The organism is Pseudomonas sp. ENNP23, assembly GCF_001728945.1.
GTDB lineage: Bacteria > Pseudomonadota > Gammaproteobacteria > Pseudomonadales > Pseudomonadaceae > Metapseudomonas > Metapseudomonas otitidis.
This window is the reverse complement of record NZ_LYSP01000024.1, coordinates 1-19,558: the sequence shown is the minus strand read 5'-3', so window position 1 is coordinate 19,558 and position 19,558 is coordinate 1. Positions and strand designations below refer to the sequence as shown.

General features: G+C 66.3%; 18 protein-coding genes and 1 pseudogene. 5 read left to right on the top strand and 14 right to left on the bottom strand.

Annotation, left to right across the window (positions count from 1 at the left end):
- Window positions 1-36: 36 nt before the first annotated feature.
- From A9G05_RS14650 to A9G05_RS14620, 7 genes are all read right to left on the bottom strand, one after another.
- Window positions 37-861, bottom strand: a complete 825-nt coding sequence (locus A9G05_RS14650; RefSeq protein ID WP_069561675.1) for an NAD(P)-dependent oxidoreductase — start codon at window positions 859-861, stop codon at window positions 37-39.
- A 73-nt stretch (window positions 862-934) separates the two neighbouring features.
- Window positions 935-2,920, bottom strand: coding sequence for an acetyl/propionyl/methylcrotonyl-CoA carboxylase subunit alpha (locus tag A9G05_RS14645; RefSeq protein WP_069561674.1), 1,986 nt, complete (start codon window positions 2,918-2,920; stop codon window positions 935-937).
- A gap of 483 nt (window positions 2,921-3,403) precedes the next feature.
- Window positions 3,404-4,198 carry an isohexenylglutaconyl-CoA hydratase gene (gene atuE / locus A9G05_RS14640; protein WP_069561741.1) on the bottom strand — a complete coding sequence of 265 codons (795 nt, stop codon included), beginning with the start codon at window positions 4,196-4,198 and terminating at the stop codon, window positions 3,404-3,406.
- 13 nt (window positions 4,199-4,211) lie between these two features.
- Entirely contained in the window at window positions 4,212-5,372 is a 1,161-nt protein-coding gene (gene atuD, locus A9G05_RS14635) for a citronellyl-CoA dehydrogenase (RefSeq protein WP_069561673.1), read from the bottom strand.
- A 58-nt stretch (window positions 5,373-5,430) separates the two neighbouring features.
- Window positions 5,431-7,047, bottom strand: coding sequence for a geranyl-CoA carboxylase subunit beta (atuC, locus tag A9G05_RS14630; protein WP_069561672.1), 1,617 nt, complete (start codon window positions 7,045-7,047; stop codon window positions 5,431-5,433).
- A 3-nt stretch (window positions 7,048-7,050) separates the two neighbouring features.
- A complete protein-coding gene (locus A9G05_RS14625) occupies window positions 7,051-7,920 on the bottom strand; it encodes an SDR family oxidoreductase (protein ID WP_069561671.1) in 870 nt (289 codons plus the stop codon).
- Window positions 7,921-7,942: 22 nt separating this feature from the next.
- On the bottom strand, window positions 7,943-9,730 hold the full coding sequence (locus A9G05_RS14620) for an acyclic terpene utilization AtuA family protein (RefSeq protein WP_069561670.1): 1,788 nt from the start codon (window positions 9,728-9,730) through the stop codon (window positions 7,943-7,945).
- Window positions 9,731-9,937: 207 nt separating this feature from the next.
- On the opposite strand from A9G05_RS14620, the gene A9G05_RS14615 reads away from it, so the two are divergent.
- Genes A9G05_RS14615 through A9G05_RS14605 form a run of 3 tightly spaced genes read left to right on the top strand, consistent with a single transcriptional unit; the run spans window position 9,938 to window position 12,289 of the window.
- Window positions 9,938-10,561, top strand: coding sequence for a TetR/AcrR family transcriptional regulator (locus A9G05_RS14615; RefSeq protein ID WP_069561740.1), 624 nt, complete (start codon window positions 9,938-9,940; stop codon window positions 10,559-10,561).
- A gap of 56 nt (window positions 10,562-10,617) precedes the next feature.
- Window positions 10,618-11,415, top strand: coding sequence for an ABC transporter substrate-binding protein (locus A9G05_RS14610; protein ID WP_069561669.1), 798 nt, complete (start codon window positions 10,618-10,620; stop codon window positions 11,413-11,415).
- A gap of 22 nt (window positions 11,416-11,437) precedes the next feature.
- Window positions 11,438-12,289, top strand: coding sequence for a transporter substrate-binding domain-containing protein (locus tag A9G05_RS14605; protein ID WP_083272589.1), 852 nt, complete (start codon window positions 11,438-11,440; stop codon window positions 12,287-12,289).
- Here the strand turns inward: A9G05_RS14605 and A9G05_RS14600 are convergent.
- From A9G05_RS14600 to A9G05_RS14590, 3 genes are all read right to left on the bottom strand, one after another.
- A complete protein-coding gene (locus A9G05_RS14600; RefSeq protein WP_069561668.1) occupies window positions 12,240-12,998 on the bottom strand; it encodes a CPBP family intramembrane glutamic endopeptidase in 759 nt (252 codons plus the stop codon). The genes A9G05_RS14605 and A9G05_RS14600 overlap by 50 nt on opposite strands.
- Window positions 12,999-13,101: 103 nt before the next feature.
- Window positions 13,102-13,269, bottom strand: coding sequence for a DUF2897 family protein (locus A9G05_RS14595; protein ID WP_069561667.1), 168 nt, complete (start codon window positions 13,267-13,269; stop codon window positions 13,102-13,104).
- Window positions 13,270-13,486: 217 nt separating this feature from the next.
- Window positions 13,487-14,398: a LysR family transcriptional regulator gene (locus A9G05_RS14590; RefSeq protein WP_069561666.1), complete on the bottom strand. Its 912-nt coding sequence runs from the start codon at window positions 14,396-14,398 to the stop codon at window positions 13,487-13,489.
- A gap of 66 nt (window positions 14,399-14,464) precedes the next feature.
- On the opposite strand from A9G05_RS14590, the gene A9G05_RS14585 reads away from it, so the two are divergent.
- Both A9G05_RS14585 and A9G05_RS14580 read left to right on the top strand, forming a co-directional pair.
- A complete protein-coding gene (locus A9G05_RS14585; protein ID WP_069561665.1) occupies window positions 14,465-15,079 on the top strand; it encodes a LysE family translocator in 615 nt (204 codons plus the stop codon).
- Between the two features lie 229 nt (window positions 15,080-15,308).
- Window positions 15,309-15,836, top strand: a complete 528-nt coding sequence (locus tag A9G05_RS14580; protein ID WP_069561664.1) for a hypothetical protein — start codon at window positions 15,309-15,311, stop codon at window positions 15,834-15,836.
- 106 nt (window positions 15,837-15,942) lie between these two features.
- Here the strand turns inward: A9G05_RS14580 and A9G05_RS14575 are convergent, their stop codons facing one another.
- From A9G05_RS14575 to A9G05_RS26640, 4 genes and pseudogenes are all read right to left on the bottom strand, one after another.
- Window positions 15,943-16,452, bottom strand: a complete 510-nt coding sequence (locus A9G05_RS14575; protein ID WP_069561663.1) for a BRO family protein — start codon at window positions 16,450-16,452, stop codon at window positions 15,943-15,945.
- 793 nt (window positions 16,453-17,245) lie between these two features.
- Complete coding sequence (locus A9G05_RS14570) at window positions 17,246-17,719, bottom strand: hypothetical protein (RefSeq protein WP_069561662.1); 474 nt, start codon at window positions 17,717-17,719, stop codon at window positions 17,246-17,248.
- A gap of 207 nt (window positions 17,720-17,926) precedes the next feature.
- Window positions 17,927-18,913 carry an arsenic resistance protein gene (locus tag A9G05_RS14565; RefSeq protein ID WP_069561661.1) on the bottom strand — a complete coding sequence of 329 codons (987 nt, stop codon included), beginning with the start codon at window positions 18,911-18,913 and terminating at the stop codon, window positions 17,927-17,929.
- A 33-nt stretch (window positions 18,914-18,946) separates the two neighbouring features.
- Window positions 18,947-19,476: pseudogene (locus tag A9G05_RS26640) on the bottom strand (transposase); the annotation flags it as partial.
- Between the last annotated feature and the right edge of the window lie 82 nt (window positions 19,477-19,558).

Sequence of the window (19,558 nt, the reverse complement as noted above, 5' to 3'; positions counted from 1 at the left end):
GTCACCAGGTTCACGCTGTTCTCGTTGTCAGTGGGCTCAGTCGACGAACAGGTCCGGGATGAGGCTGCCGCCCTCGGGGTCGAAGCGGTAGTGCTCGAACTCGGTCTGGCCCTGTTCGCGGAGAATCTCCTCGTCCACCAGCAGGCGCCCGGTGATGCAGCGGCCTTCGCTGGAGAGGATGGCGTGGGCGGCGTCGGCCATGATCGCCGGGGTGCGGGCACGCTTGAAGGCGTCGCGGCTGCCCAGTTCGAACTCGATGGCGGCGGTGGCGATCATGGTCTTCGGCCACAGCGAGTTGACGCTGATGCCGTAGCGCTTGAACTCCTCGCTCATGCCCAGGGTGAGCATGCTCATGCCGTACTTGGTGACGGTGTAGGGGCCGTGCTGGGCGAACCACTTGGCGTCCAGGTTCAGCGGCGGGGACAGGTTGAGGATGTGGCCGTTGCCGCTCTGCTTGAGGTAGGGCAGGGCGGCCTGGCTGCAGACCATCACCGCGCGGGTGTTGATCTGGTACATCAGGTCGAAGCGCTTGGGCTCCAGACGCTCGACGCCCACCAGCTTGATGGCGCCGGCGTTGTTGACCAGGGCATCGATGCCGCCGAAGTGCTCGGCGGCCTGGGCCAGGGCATCGCGTGCGGCGGCTTCGTCGCGCACGTCCAGTTGCAGGGGCAGGGCCCGGCCGCCGGCCGCTTCCACTTCCGCGGCGACGCTGTGGATGGTGCCTTCCAGCTTGGGATGGGGCTCGGCGCTCTTGGCAGCGATGACGATGTTGGCGCCATCGGCGGCGGCCCGCAGGGCGATCTCGCGGCCGATGCCACGGCTGGCACCGGTGATGAACAGGGTCTTGCCGGAAAGGGACATGGGGGTGCTCCTGTTGGTGTTGTCGGGTTCCTGGCTACTCAACGTAGCCGAGTGGCGCGGTTCGAGCGGTTGTTCAGTCGGCGGCTTCGACCTCCACCAGCACCTGGCGGCTCTTCACCTGGTCGCCGGCGCTGACCTGCACGCGGCGGACGGTGCCGTCCATCCCGGCCTTGAGGGGGTGCTCCATCTTCATGGCTTCCAGTACCACCAGCAGTTGGCCCTTGGTGACCGGGGTGCCTTCCTCCACCAGTACGTCGACGATGGCGCCGTCCATGGGGGCCTTGACGGTGCCGGAGGCGGCGCCGGCCTGGCCGCCGGCGGGTTCGTGGGTGACGTCCTGAAGTTCGATGCTGCCCTGGTGGCCCTTGAGCCAGAGGCGCTCGCCGTCGTGGTGGTAGGCGAGGCGGCGGCGGATGCCGTCCAGCTCCAGGGTGGCCCAGCGGCCGTCGCAGGCCAGCAGGCGCACGGCGACGGACTGCCCGGCAGCCTGGACCTGCACCTGCGGTTGCGCGCCGCTGGTGCGGACGTCCAGCAGGACTTCGTGTTTCTGCTCGCCCTGGCGCAGCACCAGGCGCCAGGGCGCGCTGCCGGCGCTGCGCCAGCCGGCGAGGCCGGCCTGGTGGGCGCGGGATTCGGCGGAGGCCTGGTAGAGCAGGGTGGCTGCGGCGGCCAGCTCCACGGCCGGCAGCGGCTGTGGGGCCAGGCTCGGGTCGGCGGCGAAGTGTTCACCGATGAAGGCGGTGGTGGCGTGGCCGGCGGCGAATTCGGGGTGGGCCAGCAGGTTGGCGAGGAACCGCTGGTTGCCCTTGACCCCCAGCAGCACACAGTCTTCCACGGCACGGATCAGCTTGCGCCGGGCTTCGTCACGGGTGGCGCCCCAGGCGATCACCTTGGCCAGCATGGGGTCGTAGAAGGGCGTCACCGGCTGGCCTTCCACCAGGCCGTGGTCGATGCGCACGCCGGTGCCGCTGGCAGGTTCCCAGCGCAGCACGTCGCCGGTCTGCGGCAGGAAGCCGGCGGCCGGGTCCTCGGCGTAGAGGCGGACTTCCATGGCATGGCCGTCAAGGCGGATGTCGTCCTGGGCCAGCGGCAGGGCTTCGCCGGCAGCGACGCGGATCTGCCAGGCCACCAGGTCGAGCCCTGTGACCAGTTCGGTGACCGGGTGCTCCACCTGCAGGCGGGTATTCATTTCCAGGAAGTAGAAGCGGCCTTCGGCGTCCAGCAGGAACTCTACGGTGCCGGCGCCCAGGTAGTTCACCGAGGCGGCAGCCTTGACGGCCGCTTCGCCCATGGCCTGGCGCAGCGTTGGCGTCATCACCGGGCAGGGGGCTTCTTCCACCACCTTCTGGTGGCGGCGCTGCACTGAGCAGTCGCGCTCGCCCAGGTAGAGGAGGTTGCCGTGGCGATCGCCGAACACCTGGATCTCCACGTGGCGCGGCTGGATCACCGCGCGTTCGAGGATCAGCTCGCCGCTGCCGAAGGCGTTCTGCGCTTCCGAGCGCGCGGTGCGGATCTGCGCAGCCAGCTCGCTCGCCTCGTGCACCAGGCGCATGCCGCGCCCGCCGCCGCCGGCACTGGCCTTGATCATCAGCGGGTAGCCGATGCGCTCGGCCTCGTGGGCGAGGGTGGCGTCGTCCTGATCGGCGCCTTCGTAGCCGGGGATGCAGGGCACGCCGGCTTCGAGCATGGCGATCTTGGACAGGCGCTTGCTGCCCATCAGGTGGATGGCCTCCACGGTGGGGCCGATGAAGGTGATGCCGGCGGCTTCGCTGGCCTGGGCGAAGGCGGCGTTCTCGGAGAGGAAGCCGTAGCCCGGGTGCACCGCATCCGCGCCGGTGCGCCGTGCGGCGTCGAGGATGGCCTCGACACACAGATAGGACTGGCCCACCGGTGCCGGGCCGATGCACACGGCTTCGTCGGCCAGTTGCACGTGGCGCGCGTCGCGGTCGGCCTCGCTGTACACGGCCACGGTGCGGTAGCCCAGGTCGTGGGCGGTGCGCATCACCCGACAGGCGATCTCGCCCCGGTTGGCGATCAGGATCTTGTGGAATGCGGGCATCTTCGTGCTCCTGCTGGGGGACCGGAGGGCATCCGGGGTCCGGGCTGTTTGCGTTCGGTGTTGCCGGTGGATCGGGTTGGGGTGATCCGCCTGTGGTGTTCGGTGTTGCGGTGGATGTGAAGAGCGACATCCACCCTACGGGTGCCTCGGTGTTGCGTGGGGATCGGGTTGGGTCGATCCGCCTGTTGTGTTCGGTGTTGCGGTGGATGTGAAGAGCGACATCCACCCTACGGGTGCCTCGGTGTTGCGTGGGTATCGGGTTGGGTCGATCCGCCTGTGGTGTTCGGTGTTGCGGTGGATGTGAAGAGCGACATCCACCCTACGGGTGCCTCGGTGTTGCGTGGGGATCGGGTTGGGTCGATCCGCCTGTTGTGTTCGGTGTTGCGGTGGATGTGAAGAGCGACATCCACCCTACGGGTGCTTCGGTGTTGCGTGGGGATCGGGCGTAGGGTGGATCGCGCTCTATCGATCCACCGCCTGGGTTCACTGGGCCCAGGTCGGTTTGCGTTTCTGCACGAAGGCCAGGGTCCCCTCGGTGCCTTCGGCGCCGGTGACGGCTTCGGCGAACCAGGCGGCGGCGTCGTCCAGCAGCGGGCCCAGCTCGCGTTCCTCGGTGGCCAGCAGCAGCGCCTTGGTACGGGCGTTGGCGCCGGGGGCGCAGCGGCGCACCTGGTCGAGGGTGTCGGCCAGGCGCTGGTCCAGGGCCGCTGCGTCGGCCTCGGCGCTGTGCACCAGGCCCAGGCGCAGGGCCTCGCGGCCGTCGAAGCGGGCGGCGGTGAGGGCCAGGCGGCGGGCCTGGGTGAGGCCGATGCGCTTGACCACGAAGGGCGCGATCTGTGCCGGGAGGATGCCGAGGCTGGTTTCCGGCAGGCCGAACTGGGCGCTTTCGGCGGCCAGGGCGATGTCGGACACGCAGGCCAGGCCGAAGCCGCCACCGAGCACCGCGCCTTCCAGCACGGCGATCACCACCTGCGGCTGGGCCTGGGCCTCTTCCAGCAGGCGGCCGAAGGCGCGGTTCAGGCGCTGGTAGGCCTCACCGCCGGTGGCGCGGGCGCTGGCCATGTCCTTGATGTCGCCGCCGGCGCAGAAGTGCCCGCCGGCCCCGCGCAGCACCAGGGCACGCACCTCGGGCGCCTGGCGCGCGGCGGCGAGCACCGCGCGCAGCTCTTCCACCATGGCCAGGCTCATGGCGTTGCGGCTCTCCGGGCGGTTGAGGGTGATGTGCAGCACGCCGTCAGCGGGCTCCAGCAGCAGGGTCTCGGTGTTCGGCAGTTCCATGGTCACCCCCGTCTCAGTCTTTCTTCTTGCCCGGCAGGATGCCCATCAGCTTGCAGATGATGCCGAGCATGATCTCGTCGGCACCGCCGCCGATGGACACCAGGCGGGTGTCGCGGTAGGCGCGGGAAATGTGGTTGTCCCACATGAAGCCCATGCCGCCCCAGTACTGCAGGCAGGCATCGGTGACTTCGCGGCCCAGGCGCCCGGCCTTGAGCTTGGCCATGGAGGCGAGACGGGTGACGTCCTTGCCCTTCACGTACATTTCGGTGGCCTGGTAGACCAGGGCGCGCAGGCATTCCACCTCGGTCATCAGCTCGGCCATGCGGAAGTGGATGACCTGGTTGTCGATCAGTGCGTTGCCGAAGGTCTTGCGTTCCTTGCAGTAGTCGATGGTGGCGTCGATGCAGTGCTCCAGGCCCTTGATCATGTTGGCCGCGCCGAACAGGCGCTCTTCCTGGAACTGCAGCATCTGCATCATGAAGCCGGCGCCTTCGTGGCCGATGCGGTTGCGCTGCGGCACGCGGACGTTGTCGAAGAACACCTGGGCGGTCTCGGAGCTGCGCATGCCGAGCTTGTCCAAGTGCGGGCTGAGGGTGATGCCGGGGGTGTTCATCGGCACCATGATCAGCGACTTGTTGACGTGGGGCTTGTCGTCGGAGGTGTTGGCCAGCAGGCAGATGAAGTCGGCGGACGGGGAGTTGGTGATCCACATCTTGCTGCCGTTGATCACGTAGTCGTCGCCGTCCTTGCGAGCGGTGGTCTTGAGCCCGGCGACGTCGGAGCCGGCACCCACCTCGGAGACGCCGATGCAGCCGACCATCTCGCCGGCGATGGCCGGGCGCAGGAACTCTTCGCGCAGCTCGTCGGAGCCGAAGCGCGCCAGGGCCGGGGTGCACATGTCGGTCTGCACGCCGATGGACATGGGGATGCCACCGCAATGGATGGTGCCGAACTCTTCGGCGGCGACGATGGAGTAGCTGTAGTCCAGGCCCATGCCGCCGAATTTCTCCGGCTTGGAGATGCCCAGCAGGCCCAGCTCGCCGGCCTTCCTGAAGATGTCGTGGATGGGGAAGCGGCCGTCCTTCTCCCACTGGTCGACGTGGGGGTTGATCTCCTTGTCGACGAAGTTGCGGACGGTACGGCGGAGTTCTTCGTGTTCCTGGGTGAAGATCATTGTTGTTGTTCTCCGTGAGTAAGCCGTTGGGGGTGCGCCAGGCGCACCGTGAGGGTTCTCAGAAGCGAGCCACGCCGAAGCGGTTGGTCTTCAGGGGCCGGGCCTCGGCCTCGGCGCAGATGTCCAGCAGGTAGCCCAGCAGCTTGCGGCTGTCGCGGGGGTCGATCAGGCCGTCGTCCCACAGGCTGGCGGTGCCGTAGAGCGCGGTGGACTGGCTGTCGAGCTTCTGCGCGGTCATCTGTTCCAGCATGTCGAGCATCTTCGGGTCGGCTTCCTTGCCTTCCTTGGCGTGTTTCTCCTCGGTGACGATGCGCAGCACCTTGCCGGCCTGGGCGCCGCCCATCACGGCGGTGCGGCTGTTGGGCCAGGCGAAGATGAAGCGCGGGTCCAGCCCGCGGCCGCACATGGCGTAGTTGCCGGCGCCGTAGGAGCCGCCCACTACCAGAGTGAGCTTGGGCACGCTGGCGTTGGCCACGGCCTGGATCATCTTCGAGCCGTGCTTGATCACCCCCAACTGCTCCGACTCGGTGCCCACCATGAAGCCGGTGGTGTTGTGCAGGAACAGCAGCGGGGTGTTGCTCTGCTCGCAGAGCTGGATGAACTGCGCGGCCTTGGCGGCGCCGCGCGGGGTGATCGGGCCGTTGTTGCCGATCAGCCCGCAGGGGCGGCCCTCGATGCGCAGGTGGCCGCAGACGGTCTGGCGGTCGAATTCGTTCTTGAAGTCGAGGAACTCGGAGCCGTCGGCGATGCGGGCGATGATCTCGCGCACGTCGTAGGGCTTCTTCGGGTCCGCCGGCACCACGCCCAGCAGCTCTTCGGTGCTGTACAGCGGCTCGCGCCAGGTGGGCTTCACCGGGGCCGGCAATTGGGCGTTCCAGGGCAGCATGGCGAGCACCTCGCGGGCGATGCGCAGGGCGTCGGCGTCGTTCTCGGCCAGGTATTCGGCGGTGCCGGCCACCTGGGCATGCATCTCGGCGCCACCGAGTTCTTCGTCGGTGGCCACTTCGCCGGTGGCGGCCTTGAGCAGGGGCGGGCCGGCGAGGAACATCTTGGCCTTGCCACGCACCACGATGACGTAGTCCGACAGGCCCGGCTGGTAGGCCCCGCCGGCGGTGCTGGAGCCGTGCACCACGGTGACCTGGGGAATGCCCATGGCGGAGATGCGCGCCTGGTTGGCGAAGCCGCGCGCGCCTTCGACGAAGATCTCCGCCGCGTAGTTGAGGTTGGCGCCGCCGCTTTCGGTGAGGGCCACCATGGGCAGCTTGTTCTCCACGGCGATCTGCTGCAGGCGCAGGGTCTTCTTCAGGCCGGTGGGGGAGATGGTGCCGCCCTTGATGGCGCTGTTGCTGGCGCTGATCAGGCAGCGCACCCCGGCGATGTAGCCGATGCCGGCGATGATGCCGCCTCCGGCCTGGGTGCCGTCCTTGTCGTCGTGCAGCTTGTAGCCGGCCAGGGAGCACAGCTCCAGGAAGGGGCTGCCCGGGTCCAGCAGCAGGTTGAGGCGCTCGCGGGGCAGCAACTGGCCGCGCTTCTCGAACTTGGGCTTGGCGTCCTGTGCCTTGTCCAGCACCTTCTGTTCCACCTCGCGGAAGCTCGCCACTGCGGCCAGCATGGCCTCGCGGTTGCGGGCGAAGTCGTCGCCGTGGACGTCGAGTTCGGATTGGATCACGGCCATGGCTTACTCCTCGTCCTTGAACACGGCGGGCAGGTAGGCCCGGTGGAAGCCGTTGTAGGACTCGCTGGCGCGGGCCTTGCCCAGGGTCCAGGCGCGGGTGCCCTGGCTGGCGGCGCCGTCGATGCGGATGGTGTTGCCGCTGATGAAGTTGGCGCCGGGGGAGAGCAGGAAGACGATGGCAGCCGCCACCTCGGATTCGGTGCCGATGCGCTGCAGCGGGACGTGGTCCTTGAGGGAGCGGATCATCGCCTTCATCGACTCGGGGTAGGTGTCCATGCCGCTGGAGGCGATCCAGCCCGGTGCCACGGCGTTTACCCGCACTCCGGCGTGGCCCCACTCGTAGGCGGCGGTTTTGGTGAAGTTCTCCATGCCGGCGCGGGCGGCGCCGGAGTGGCCCATGCCGGGCATGCCGCCCCACATGTCGGCGAGCATGTTGACGATGCTGCCGCCGGTCTTGCTCATGCTCTGCAGGAAGACCTCCCTGGCCACCAGGAAGCCGCCCACCAGATTGGTGCGCACCACGGTCTCGAAGCCCTTCTGGTTGATGCCGATGAGCGGCGCGGGGAACTGGCCGCCGGCGTTGTTGACCAGGTGATGGATGGGGCCGCGCTCGGCCACCACGGCCTTGACCATGGCCTTGACCGCTTCTTCGTCGCGGATGTCGCAGGCCTGCCAACTGGCGCTGCCGCCGTCTTCGATGATCTCGCCGGCGGTGGCTTCGAGCTTTTCCGCCTTGCGCCCCACCAGCACCACATGGGCGCCCAGGTGGGCCAGCTCGTGGGCCACGCAGCGGCCGATGCCGCTGCCACCGCCGGTGACCAGAATGGTCTGGCCGGCGAACAGGCCGGGCCGGAATACGGAGTCGTAGCTCATTGTTGTTGTCGTCCTCGTCGCGCTACAGGGTCTCGGCCAGTGCGCGCGGCACCGGTACGGGGAATTCAAGCAGTTGCTGGGCGAAGGCCTTGCCCTGCGGGTCGATGCGCAGGCTGGCGACGCCGCCGCCGCCCAGGGCGTTCTCCAGCAGGAAGTTCAGGCTGTGGGTGCCGGGCAGGTACCAGCGCTGCACGCGGCCGGTCTGCGGGTCGAGCACGTGGGCCATCCAGTCCACCACGGCCTCGGGCGTCAGCGCCTCGGCGATCCACGGCAGGAACTCGGGCCGGCGCGCCATGACGCCGATGTTGCTGTGGTTGCCCTTGTCGCCGGAGCGGGCCACGGCGAGCCTGATCAGCGGCACGCTGGCGTCGGCCTCGCCGACCGGGCGTGGCGGGTGCAGGTCTTCGGCCAGGGCCGTCGGGCCGGCGCTGCCGGCTTCGGGCAGGGCCACCGGGTGGCGCTCGCCGTCCAGGTCCATCTCCAGGCTGCAAGCGCTCTTGTCCACCAGGAAGGAGAACAGGCGGATCACCGGGTACACCGTGGGGCGGCCGCCGACGATGCCGGTCAGACCGGGGGCCATGCCGGTGGCGGCCTGGGCGATCTCGCGGGAGAAGAGGATCAGCGCCTCCTTCTTGCTGTGGCGCACGGCGAGCTTGATCACCACTTCGCGGCTGTCCTGCCGTTGGGCATGAGGCCCGTAAGTGGCTTCGCTGCCCAGCAGTTCGATGTTCACCTCGCGGTAGGGGCCCCAGCCCCGTGCGGCGAAGATTTCCTCGGTCTTGGCGATGATGGCGCGGCTCACCCGCTCGGCCTTCTTCACCGCGTCGAGGCCGGCGATCAGGCAACTGGCGGTGCAGCGGAAGCCGTCGGGGTAGGTGGCGCTGACCTTGTAGCGGTCGGTGGGCGCCAGGCCCCGGGCGCCGGAAACGCGCACACGGTCGGTGCCGGCGGCCTCCAGGCGCACCTGGGTGAAGTCGCAGATCACGTCGGGCAGCAGGTAGGCGCGCGGGTCGCCGATCTCGTAGAGCATCTGCTCGCCGACGGTGAAGGGCGTCACCAGGCCGCCGGAACCGTCCGGCTTGGTCACGCAGAACTGGCCGTCGGCCTCCACTTCGACGATGGGGAAGCCGATGTGCTCGTAGTCCGGCACCTTTTCCCAGTCGGTGAAGTTGCCGCCGGTGCACTGGGCGCCGCATTCGATGATGTGGCCGGCGAGGGCGGCCTGGGCCAGGCGGTCGTGGTCGTCCCAGCGCCATTTGAATTCGTGGACCAGGGCGGCGCTGACCACGGCGCTGTCCACCACCCGGCCGGTGATGACGATATCGGCACCGGCCTCCAGCGCAGCGACGATGCCGGGGGCGCCCAGGTAGGCATTGACCGAGACGCACATGGGCGGCAGCGGGGCGTCGGTGAACATCTCGCGGACGCCGGCCTTGGCCAGCTCGCCCAGGCGCGGCTGCAGGTTGTCGCCATGCAGCACGGCGATCTTCAGCGCCACGCCGGCCTTCTCGCAGGCGGCGGAGAGGGCGGCAGCACAGGCCACCGGGTTGACCCCGCCGGCATTGCTGATCACGCGGATGCGCTTGTCGGCGATCTGCGGCAGCAACGGTGCCAGCACCTCGACGAAGTCGGTGGCATAGCCTTCGTCCGGCTTCTTCATGCGTGCCCCGGCGAGGATCGACATGGTGATCTCCGCCAGGTAGTCGAACACCAGGTAGTCCAGCTTCGCGCCGTTCACCAACTGGGCGGCGGCGGTGGAGGTGTCGCCCCAGAATGCGGAGGCGCAACCGATGCGTACGGCTCTGGTCATTGTTATGGCCCGTATCACTCGAGAAGGTGGGGCGACATTACCAAGCAAGCGCTTGGTTGAAAAGTGGAGTGCGGCAGTTTTTTGCCCAAGCGCTTGCTTGGGTGTCGGGCGGGGAATAGATTTCGCGAATCAAGACAGAGACTTGCGCTCCATTCTTAAGTTGGATGGGCAAGCGCCGTGCGAACGAGGTAGTGACGAGCGATGAGCCTGGACAACCCAAAAGCCCAAGACGTGATGCGTGAACTGGTGGAAAGCGGGCAGATCACCGACCCGGAAAGCCCCCGCGGCAAATTGCTGCAGACCGCCGCCCACCTGTTCCGCAGCAAGGGCTACGAGCGCACCACCGTGCGCGACCTGGCCAGTGCCGTGGGCATCCAATCGGGCAGCATCTTTCACCACTTCAAGAGCAAGGACGAGATCCTCCGCTCGGTGATGGAGGAGACCATCCTCTACAACACCGCATTGATGAAGGCCGCCCTGGCCGAGGCCGACAGCCTGCGCGAGCAGGTGCTGGCGCTGATCCGCTGCGAGTTGCAGTCGATCATGGGCGGCACCGGCGAGGCCATGGCCGTGCTGGTGTACGAGTGGCGCTCGCTCTCGGAGGAGGGGCAGCGCTACATCCTCGAACTGCGCGATGCCTATGAACTGCTCTGGCTGGATGTGCTGGGCGAGGCCCGTGCCCAGGGCTACGTCCAGGGTGACCCGTTCATCCTGCGGCGCTTCCTCACCGGCGCGCTGTCCTGGACCACCACCTGGTTCCGCCCCGAGGGCCCCATGAGCCTCGACCAGCTCTGCGAAGAGGCTCTGGCGCTGGTGCTCAAGGACGGCTGAGCGAGCATGGACTAGTCTTCCCCGGGAGCCGTCCCACCTCTCTCTCCGGGGCCAAGATGTCGGGTGTCTGGTCTATCACCTCACGGTTTTTGCTGCTGTCAGTCTGTCTGCTGACCGGCAGCGCATGGGCCGCGCTGCCCCGTGAAATTCGCGTCGGCGCCTACAACTTCCCGCCCTACATGGTGCACCCCGAGCAGGACGCCGGCAGCGGCCTGACGGTGGAGCTGGTGGCGCTGTTCAACCGGGTGCAGAAGCGCTTCCACTTCAGCATCGTGCCCACCTCTTCGGCGCGCCGGTATCGCGATCTGCAGACCGGTCGCTACGACCTCATCCTCTTCGAGGACCCTGACTGGGGCTGGGAGGGCGAACGCTACAGCCTGGTCGACATGGGCATCGACGACGCCGAGGTCTACGTGGCCCGCGCCGAACCCGGGCGCGACGAAGCCTACTTCGACACCCTCAAGGGCAAGCGCCTGGTGCTCTATGCCGGCTACCACTACGGCTTCGCCGGCTACGACGCAGACCCGGTCATGCTGCAGCAACGCTTTCAGGCTACGCTCACCTATTCCCACGACAGCAATCTGCTCATGCTTGTGCATGGTCGTGCCGATATAGCCGTGGTCACGCGGTCCTACCTCGAACAACGGCTCCAGCGGGACCCCGAACTGCGCGGCAAACTGCTTGTTTCCCGCCGGTTCGATCAGGAATACCATCTCAACGCCATGCTCAGGCCCAACGCCCCCATCGAGCCCCAGGAGTTCGAACGGCTGTTGCGGCGGCTGCAGGCGGATGAGTCTTACCAACGGCTGCTGGAGCGATACCAGTTGCCGTTCAAGAAGAACGACCGAGATTAAGAACGGCGCATACGGGGACAACATGGTTTTTGCACGTGTTTGGCGGAAGGACGGCCGACAACGGGTTGGGGGATGCAAGGAACTGTTGGCCGCACTGGCTCTGTTCGCTTCGCTGGAACCGGCGCTTGGCGCCGAGGTGGTCAAGGTGGGCGGCGCCCACTTCCCGCCCTATGTGATCAAACCGGAATCGGAAGCGGCCACCGGCCTGCTGCCCGAACTGCTGGAAGCCCTCAACCAGGCCCAGACGGACTACCGCTTCGTCATGCTGCCCACGGCCATTCCGCGGCGCTTCCGCGACTTCCAGAGCGGGCGCATCGACATGGCGGTGTTCGAGAACCCCGGCTGGGGCTGGCAGGACTTCGAGGCCGCGCGCATCGACATGGGCCTGGAGGACGCCGAGATCTTCGTCGCCCACAAGCGCGACAGTCGGGGCCAGGACTACTTCCGTAGCCTGGACGGCAAGCGCCTGGCCCTCTACAGCGGCTACCACTACGGCTTTGCCGGTTTCAATGCGGACCCGGAGTACCTCATGCGCGAGTTCAACGCGATGCTGACCTACTCCCACGACAGCAACCTGCTGATGGTGCTGCGTGACCGCGCCGACATCGCCCTGGTGACGCGCTCGTACCTGGGCATGTACCTGGAGCGCAACCCGGACGTAGCCGGGCAGTTCCTCGCTTCCGACCGGGTCGACCAGTACTACCGCCACTACGCCCTGTTGCGACCGGGCGCGCCCATCAGTCCGACGCGCTTCGCCCACCTGCTGGAGGACCTGCGGGCCGATGGCAGCCTGGAGCGCATCTTCGGCCGCTACCGCATCCGCGTCAGCCCAGCTTCAGTGGATAACTCAGCAGCAGGACGTGGCAGAGATTGACCCCCAGGTGCAGGGCCACCGCCGGCCCCAGCCGACCCGAGAAGTGAAACGCCAGGCTGTAGCCCAGACCCGCCACCGTCGCCAGCACGGCGAACAGCGTGCTGAAGGGCAGGTGCACCGCACCGAACAGCAGCGTCGCCAGCAGCAGCCCCGCCCAGGGGCCCAGGCGCGCTGCCAGGCTGCGCTGCAGCAGCGCGCGGAACACCAGTTCCTCCGCCAGCACCGTCACCAGCAGGTTCACCGCCAGCCATAGTGCCAGGTGTTCCGGCCACTTCGGCACCCAGCCCACCAGCCCCAGGGCCAGCGCCAGCACCGGCACGGCCACCAGCGTCGCCAGCATCACCGCCAGGGTCGCTCCACGGCGTGGCGCCGGCACCGGGTCCGGGCGGCCCAGCCACCAGGCCAGCAGGCTCATGCCCACCAGCGCCTTGTCCCAGTTCACCCGCAGGGCGTAGGGCGGCGCGTCCGGGCTCCAGGGCGTCGGTTCGGTCAGCGAGAGGTAGGCGAAGCCCGGCACCAGGTGCGCGGCCAGAGCCACGCTGGCCAGCAGCGTCACCGGCAGCCACAGCCAGTTGGGCAGGCGGTTCGCCGCCAGCACCCAGCCGGCATAGGCCACGCCGAGGGTCAGGCCGAGCGGGCTGATGTGGCCGGTGGCATGGCCCAGGGCCAGGGTGAGCAGGGGAAGCAGGATTTGTAGATGGATAGGCATGGCACCTCCTGAGGAATCAGGTGGCGCACTTTAAGGCCATCTCGCCATCAGGTGTTGGCGGATGTGCGGGAAACCGGCTCGGGGCCGGCTTCCTTGAACGCTCTCAGCGGTCTTCCGCGTCCTTGGCGTCCGCTTCCGCGTTGCGCTGGCGGATACGCGCCAATTGCTCCTCGGTCAGCGGAACCTTCTTCGCGGTGTCACGCAGCATCATCAGGCCGCCGACGATGGAGCCAAGGGCCAGCGCCAGGATCAGCCAGGCATACCAGGGCATGTCGATCTCCTTTGTGGATGGGGCATGTGGGGTTGGATGCTACGGCGTCATACGAAAAGTGTCTGCGCTCGGTGATGCTGCGTTGAAAACGCCCTCAGAATGCTCATTTACAGCACGTAAACTGCGCTTCTTCGGGCGTTTTCGCCTTGCCTGACCTTCGCTCGACGACTTTTCGTATAGAGCCTACGGCGCGCATGCCGTTCCGTCACTCGTTGCATCAGGCCTGCTCCCGCAGCCACGCCAGCAGCGCGGCCGGCAGGCTGCCGGGGGGCGGCGGGGCCTCGCTCAGCAGGCAGTAGCGCGAGCCATCGGCCACGAACCCCAGCGGCGCCACCAGCGCGCCGCTCGCCAGGTCGTCGCGCACCAGGTGCCACGGGCCGATGGCCACCCCCAGCCCGGCCACCGCCGCCTGCAGGCTGAAGTAGAAGTGCTCGAACACCTGCCCGCCCGGCAGGCCCGGAGCGCGACCGGCCGCCGCGCCCCAGTCCGTCCAGGCTGCTGGCCGGGTGCGGGTGTGCAGCCGGGGCGCATCCGGGCGCAGGTCGTCGGTCTCGAACCACTGGGCGGCCCGCTCCGGGCGGCACACCGGCCCCACCTGCTCCTCGAACAACGGCTCCACGTGCCAGTGCGGCGGGTGCGGGAAATCCTCGCGGCGGATCGCCAGGTCGATGCCGGCCTGGAAGGAGAAGGCCCCGCCGCCGGCCACCAGGTGGATCACCCAGTCCGGGTGGCGCGCCTGGAAGTCCGGCCAGCGCGGGATCAGCCAGCGCATCAGCAGGGTCGGCTCGCACGAGATCACCCATTGCCGCTCCCGGCGTGCCTTGGCTCGCAAGCCCTGGGCAGCCTGTTGCATCAGCGCCAGCCCGTCGTGCACCGCGCGGGCCAGGGTGCGGCCGTCCTCGGTGAGGAAGACGCGGCGGTTGCGCCGTTCGAACAGCGCCACGCCGAGATCGTCTTCCAGCAGCCGAACCGCCCGGCTCACCGCGCCATGGGTCAGGTGCAGCGCTTCCGCTGCGCGGGTGAAGTTCTCCAGACGGGCTGCGGCCTCGAAGCAGCGCAGCGCCATCAGCGAGGGCAGTCGGGCATCGCTGGATGGTGAGCCAGGCTCACCGGAATGGTCAGAAAGCATCGTTGGTCAGGCCCCTGGCTGGCTTCCTATGATTGGCACCTCTATCGAACCGCCAGAGGATACGCCATGGCTGAACTGTTAGCTGTCATCACCATCACCCTGCTTGCGGTCATCAGCCCCGGGCCGGACTTCGCCCTCGTCTCACGCAACAGCCTGCTGCGCTCCCGCCGCGCCGGCGCCCTGACGGCCCTGGGCATCGGGCTGGGGGTGCTGGTGCATGTCAGCTACACCCTGGTGGGTGTCGGCGTGCTCATCCAGCAGTCGCTCTGGCTGTTCGACGCCATCCGCCTGGCCGGTGCCGCCTACCTGATCCTGCTGGGGGTGAAGATGCTGCGCAGCCAGCCCGCCGGCACCCAGGCCGAGGCGCCCGAAGCACCGCTGAGCGACGCGGCGGCCCTGCGCATGGGCTTCTTCACCAACGTGCTCAACCCCAAGACCACGGTCTTCATCGTCAGCCTGTTCCTGCAGGTGGTGCGCCCGGACACGCCCCTGGCGGTGCAGGTGGGCTATGGCGCCTTCATTGCCAGCGCCCATGTCGCCTGGTTCGGCCTGGTGGCGCTGTGCTTCTCTTCCGGCGCCGTGCGCCAGCGCTTGCTGGCGGTGCGGCACTGGGTGGACCGCAGTTTCGGCGCGTTGCTGGTGGGCTTCGGTTGCTGGTTGGCGTTGTTTCGCCGGGGGTGAAGGTCGCCGCCAGTCCACAGCCAGCCACGGGGCTTCGTCACCCGCAGAACCCTTTGCAGAGGTGTGCGCCCGAGGCGCTTTCATCAGTCCGGGAAGGTGCGTTTGAGGCTGCTTGGTCCTGCACGGCGCCTTCCAGAGACGCCCCCGCCGCAAAGGTGGGCCTGTGCTGTCTTGCCTGCCCGGTGAGGGCTGGGATAGGTTGCGAGCCTGTCCACAACGGGGCAACGCCATGCGCAAGCCTTCAAGACACATGCACGACATGCCGCACGCACCGGCACGGTTACCGCTCGGCCTGCGTCTGTTGCTGCTGTGCCTGCTCGTTGGCCTGGCCTGGGGCATCGTGCAGAAGCCTGCCCTGCTGTGGGTTGTGGCTGGCACGGCTGTGCTGGTGAAGTACTTGAGCTGGCGAGAGCAGCGACGTTTGGCGAGGCTGGCCGCGCAACGCCAGGGGCAGTCCATATGCCAGTTCGCTCGCGCCTTTCCTCGGTGGCAGGTGGACACCTGGGTGATCCGCGCCGTGTACGAATCGCTGCACGGCTATCTCGGCGGAGGTTTGCCGATCCGTGCCGATGATCGCTTCAAGGAGGATCTGCGCCTGGACGACGAGGACCTGGAGTTCGAACTGCTGGAGGAGATGGCCCGGCTCAGTGGCCGGTCTCTGGCGGGCATCGAGGACAACTCCTTCTATGGCCGGGTCCTGCGCGTGCGTGACCTGGTGCTGCTGCTCGATCATCAGCCGCGCAGCCTTTCTCCCTGAGTGCCTGATCAGGCGCTCCGCAGCCTAGCCGAACGGCCACCGGCGCATACCGCACACGCGCACAGTTTCGACAGTCGGGAGCGGGGCGTACCCGCTCCCGGTTCGGCTACCAATCGCCGAAGGGCATGTGCTTCCAGCTCGGCTCGTTGCCCAGCGCCGGCTCCTCGCGGCTGCAGAGGAACACCGGCAGGTCGCGTCGGGCGATCCAGATGTCCCCTTGCCACTTCACCACGCCGATCCGCTGGTTGGCCCAGCTCATGTACGCCCGGCGGGGCGCCGCGTTGGCGTCGCGGTAGTGGTCATGCAGCGTCGGCACCACCTCCTCGCTGAGCCAGCGGCTCAGGCAGCGGTGCTCCGGGTGCTGGTAGCGGTACAGCAGGCGATAGACGCCGGCCTCGCTGAGGGCAATGACTTCCTCGCTGCCACCGCTGGCGTGCCGCAACCGGACGGCGCGGCGCTGGTGCGGGTCCACCAGGCGGGGCAGGCGACCGGGCTTCAGCGCGCCGATCATCCGCGCGAAGTCCATGGCCACGAACCAGGGCTGGTTGTCGACCATGGCGGCACGGAGCTGGTGGTTGTGGCGTTGGAAAACGATGGGTCTATGTGCGTCGTGCATGGTGTTGCTCCTGTAAGTGATTTCAGGATCGCCACCCACGCTGTCAATCGAAGGGTGGCAAACCGCGCGGGGTTGACAGACCGGTTACAGGACCCGGCAGACCCGAGGGTCTCCCCGCGCGATCTGCCATGACGCAGTGCAGTCAGAAAACTGCATACGAACACGTGCCTGCAAAAAACGTCCGCCGTTTTTCGCATGCACCTGAAGCGCAATCGCGCCTGTAAGTTCGGGCTGTCAAACCCGGCCGCGGGATTGACCGCGACGCCGGGAGGATAGGGAGGTGGGGGAGGGAGGGCAAGGGGCATGGCCAGCGCCCCGGGCTGGGATGCCGTGCGATGGGGTGGTGGCGGATCGCATAGGGTTGGCGAGCCGGCTAGTAGGGGCCGGCAGACCCGAAGGTCTCCCCATGCGACCCGCCGTGACGAGATGGCTGTATCGCCGGACGTTGAAGGGGGCAGGAGGGCAGACCGCGCGAGGTGACAGACCGGGCTCGGGCCGGCAGGCCGCTAGGCCTCCTCGCGCGGTCTGCCGACACGGAGTCTGCCTCGTAGTCGGCAGTGGTGCGTGTCCTGAGTGGCCTGGCGAGTGGTGGGATCTGTCGTATTCGGTCCGGGTATCCGTTCCATTTGCCAGGCCGAGCGGGACCTTTGAAACTATGCCGCCATCGGCCTAGGCACGATGGAACGTCTGTTTGATGCGCAGGGAGCCTTATGTGGGGGGATCGAGGTGATCCACGTTGAAGAGTCCGGGAAGTAAGGCACAGGTTTTTCCTGTGCTCTTACAGGGGTAACACTCACTTTTTCCGCTCTGGGCAATTCAACTGGTCGGCATCTATATCGATCGTATACAGCTCACCGTCTTTGGCCATGTACAAATGCTGCATCCGAATACCGTACTTGCTCATCGCGGCCAATAGCTGCGTTTCCCTGCAGGCCAGTCTTTCCAGTCCGCGACGCGAGCTTGCCTCCCATTTCGCCCTTTCCTCATCGGGCAAGTCTTCTGTCGTCATATTGACCTTGTAGCGGTAATAGATCGTGTCGGGGTACGAGAGGTTGACGTGTTCGAGTGTGGTCAATCCGTCGACTCTCTTCGGAAGGGTGGCGCTCAACTGGGAAATTCGTTGGCTCAACAGTGACAGTTGCGCCTCTTTTTCCCGCTCGGAAGTTATTGAGAAATAGCGTCCCAGCAAAACGAGCACGACCGTTGCCGCGATACTCAAATAGAAGTTACGGGGATTGCGCTTCTTCGGCGCCAGTTTCATCAACATCTGATTCACTCGTCCTGAGTACGAAAACTTGATCTGGAATTAAAGGGTTGAAGTTAATGCACCGTTGCATGGGGCTCGGAAACAGGACCATGTGCTTTCCGTTTGCCTCGTGCAGGGAGGGCTTTATGGGCCAGTTGTTTGGCGGCTGTGCTCCAGGTCGGCAGAGGGTAAGCGTCCGGCCAACCCGCCTTGCGCCAGGAGACCGATCTAGGAAGTTGTCGACGCAAGACTGGGTTTTCCTCGCCAAACAAGCGCCGGTATTGCGCGGATGTAGATCAGCTCACCTACCAACTCGACCAACGTCTGTGTGATTACCGCTGCGGCAGCAAGCCCTCGAATATCTTCAGGCAATGCTAAAGCCAGAGGCAGAACAACCAGGGAGTTTCGAGTTGATGAGCTAAAGGTTACTGCTCGTGCTGTCGTGGGTGGCAGTTTGGCAACTCCGGATGCCAGCGCCCCCATTAGTGGTGCCAGTACCAGAAAGCCAATGTACACAGGGATAACTGGAGCAAGCAGATTGATGTCGCGCACCACCGAAGATATCTGAGATCCAACCACCACGATCAGAACCGCAGCCATTGCTGGAACGGGTAGCCATGCCCACACAGCGTTCCACCCGGCGACAATGTTCGACCGTTTGGCCACAGCAGCTGTAGCTACCGCCAAAAAAAGCGGCGCGACGATTAGGAGAAGAAACGCTTCAACGAATGGGCCGATGGAGATTACGACTTCGGACTGCCCACCCAGCATGAAGGCCAGGTAAACAGGCAGCAAAACAAGCTGAAGCAACAGTAGAACCGGGGTTGCCGAAAGAATCGCGCGCGAGTCGCCCTTGCCAATGTGAGTGAAGACCACCACGTAGTCGATACAGGGTGTCAGCAATACCAATAGAGCGCCAACGAGTATGGCCGGGTGGTCTACAAGGCCTCTAGTGATGCCCCAAACCAATAGCGGAATCAATACGAAATTAGCGATGAGAAGCGCCGACATGAAGCGCTTGTTGCTCAGCCCTTCACGCAAATCCAAGAAGGGTATTTGCAGAAACATTGCATACATCAGCACGGCGATTGTGGGGGTTACCAGCACATCCAGCCCTTGTGCTGCTGAGGGTGATATCAATCCGCCGATTGCTGCTGCTATGACCGCTACGAAATAGATCGGTATTTGGTTCTGCTCAAGCGTATCCCTATTCATGACTCCCCCCTCCAGCACGAAAAGGGCGTCAGACTAGCAAACCTGCCTGGATAAAGGGGCCCAGCTATGCGGCAGCAGTTGACCGATCTCACTTGCCCGCTGCGTCGGCAGTCGTGTCAGCACATCCTTGAGATAGGCATACGGATCATGTCCGTTCATGCGGGCCGATTGGATCAGGCTCATGATCGCCGCCGCGCGCTTACCGCTGCGTAGCGAGCCGGCAAACAACCAGTTCGAGCGTCCAAGGGCCCATGGTCGAATCTGGTTCTCGACCGGGTTATTGTCGATGGGCACAGCACCATCCTCGACATAGCGAGTCAGTGCCAGCCAGCGCTTGAGACTGTAATCCAAGGCTTTCGCCGTTGATGATCCGTTTGGCACCAGATCACGCTGGGCCAGCATCCAGGTATGCAGTGTTTCTCGGCGTGGATTACGCGCTGGGCCAGCACGGTTTCGCGCAGGGCATCGACCAGCGGCTGGAGTTGCACATCGGTTTGCCCGACCCACTGCGCCAGTGTCGAGCGAGCGATGGGCAGGCTGGCACGGCCAAAGATTTGGTTCTTCGCGGAATCAGGGGAAAGAGCAAGTTGACAGTCAGGGAGATAGGTAGATTGGCAGTCACCAAACGAACCAATCCCTACCCCC

Excerpts from the sequence above, each read along its gene's own strand:
- A9G05_RS14570 (WP_069561662.1), bottom strand. The coding sequence starts at position 17,719 with ATGTTGATGAAACTGGCGCCGAAGAAGCGCAATCCCCGTAACTTCTAT.
- A9G05_RS14580 (WP_069561664.1), top strand. The coding sequence starts at position 15,309 with ATGCGCAAGCCTTCAAGACACATGCACGACATGCCGCACGCACCGGCA.
- atuE (WP_069561741.1), bottom strand. The coding sequence starts at position 4,198 with ATGGAACTGCCGAACACCGAGACCCTGCTGCTGGAGCCCGCTGACGGC.
- A9G05_RS14605 (WP_083272589.1), top strand. The coding sequence starts at position 11,438 with ATGGTTTTTGCACGTGTTTGGCGGAAGGACGGCCGACAACGGGTTGGG.
- A9G05_RS14645 (WP_069561674.1), bottom strand. The coding sequence starts at position 2,920 with ATGCCCGCATTCCACAAGATCCTGATCGCCAACCGGGGCGAGATCGCC.
- A9G05_RS14575 (WP_069561663.1), bottom strand. The coding sequence starts at position 16,452 with ATGCACGACGCACATAGACCCATCGTTTTCCAACGCCACAACCACCAG.
- A9G05_RS14585 (WP_069561665.1), top strand. The coding sequence starts at position 14,465 with ATGGCTGAACTGTTAGCTGTCATCACCATCACCCTGCTTGCGGTCATC.
- atuD (WP_069561673.1), bottom strand. The coding sequence starts at position 5,372 with ATGATCTTCACCCAGGAACACGAAGAACTCCGCCGTACCGTCCGCAAC.
- A9G05_RS14650 (WP_069561675.1), bottom strand. The coding sequence starts at position 861 with ATGTCCCTTTCCGGCAAGACCCTGTTCATCACCGGTGCCAGCCGTGGC.
- A9G05_RS14620 (WP_069561670.1), bottom strand. The coding sequence starts at position 9,730 with ATGACCAGAGCCGTACGCATCGGTTGCGCCTCCGCATTCTGGGGCGAC.
- A9G05_RS14625 (WP_069561671.1), bottom strand. The coding sequence starts at position 7,920 with ATGAGCTACGACTCCGTATTCCGGCCCGGCCTGTTCGCCGGCCAGACC.
- A9G05_RS14600 (WP_069561668.1), bottom strand. The coding sequence starts at position 12,998 with ATGCCTATCCATCTACAAATCCTGCTTCCCCTGCTCACCCTGGCCCTG.
- atuC (WP_069561672.1), bottom strand. The coding sequence starts at position 7,047 with ATGGCCGTGATCCAATCCGAACTCGACGTCCACGGCGACGACTTCGCC.
- A9G05_RS14610 (WP_069561669.1), top strand. The coding sequence starts at position 10,618 with ATGTCGGGTGTCTGGTCTATCACCTCACGGTTTTTGCTGCTGTCAGTC.
- A9G05_RS14595 (WP_069561667.1), bottom strand. The coding sequence starts at position 13,269 with ATGCCCTGGTATGCCTGGCTGATCCTGGCGCTGGCCCTTGGCTCCATC.
- A9G05_RS14590 (WP_069561666.1), bottom strand. The coding sequence starts at position 14,398 with ATGCTTTCTGACCATTCCGGTGAGCCTGGCTCACCATCCAGCGATGCC.
- A9G05_RS14565 (WP_069561661.1), bottom strand. The coding sequence starts at position 18,913 with ATGAATAGGGATACGCTTGAGCAGAACCAAATACCGATCTATTTCGTA.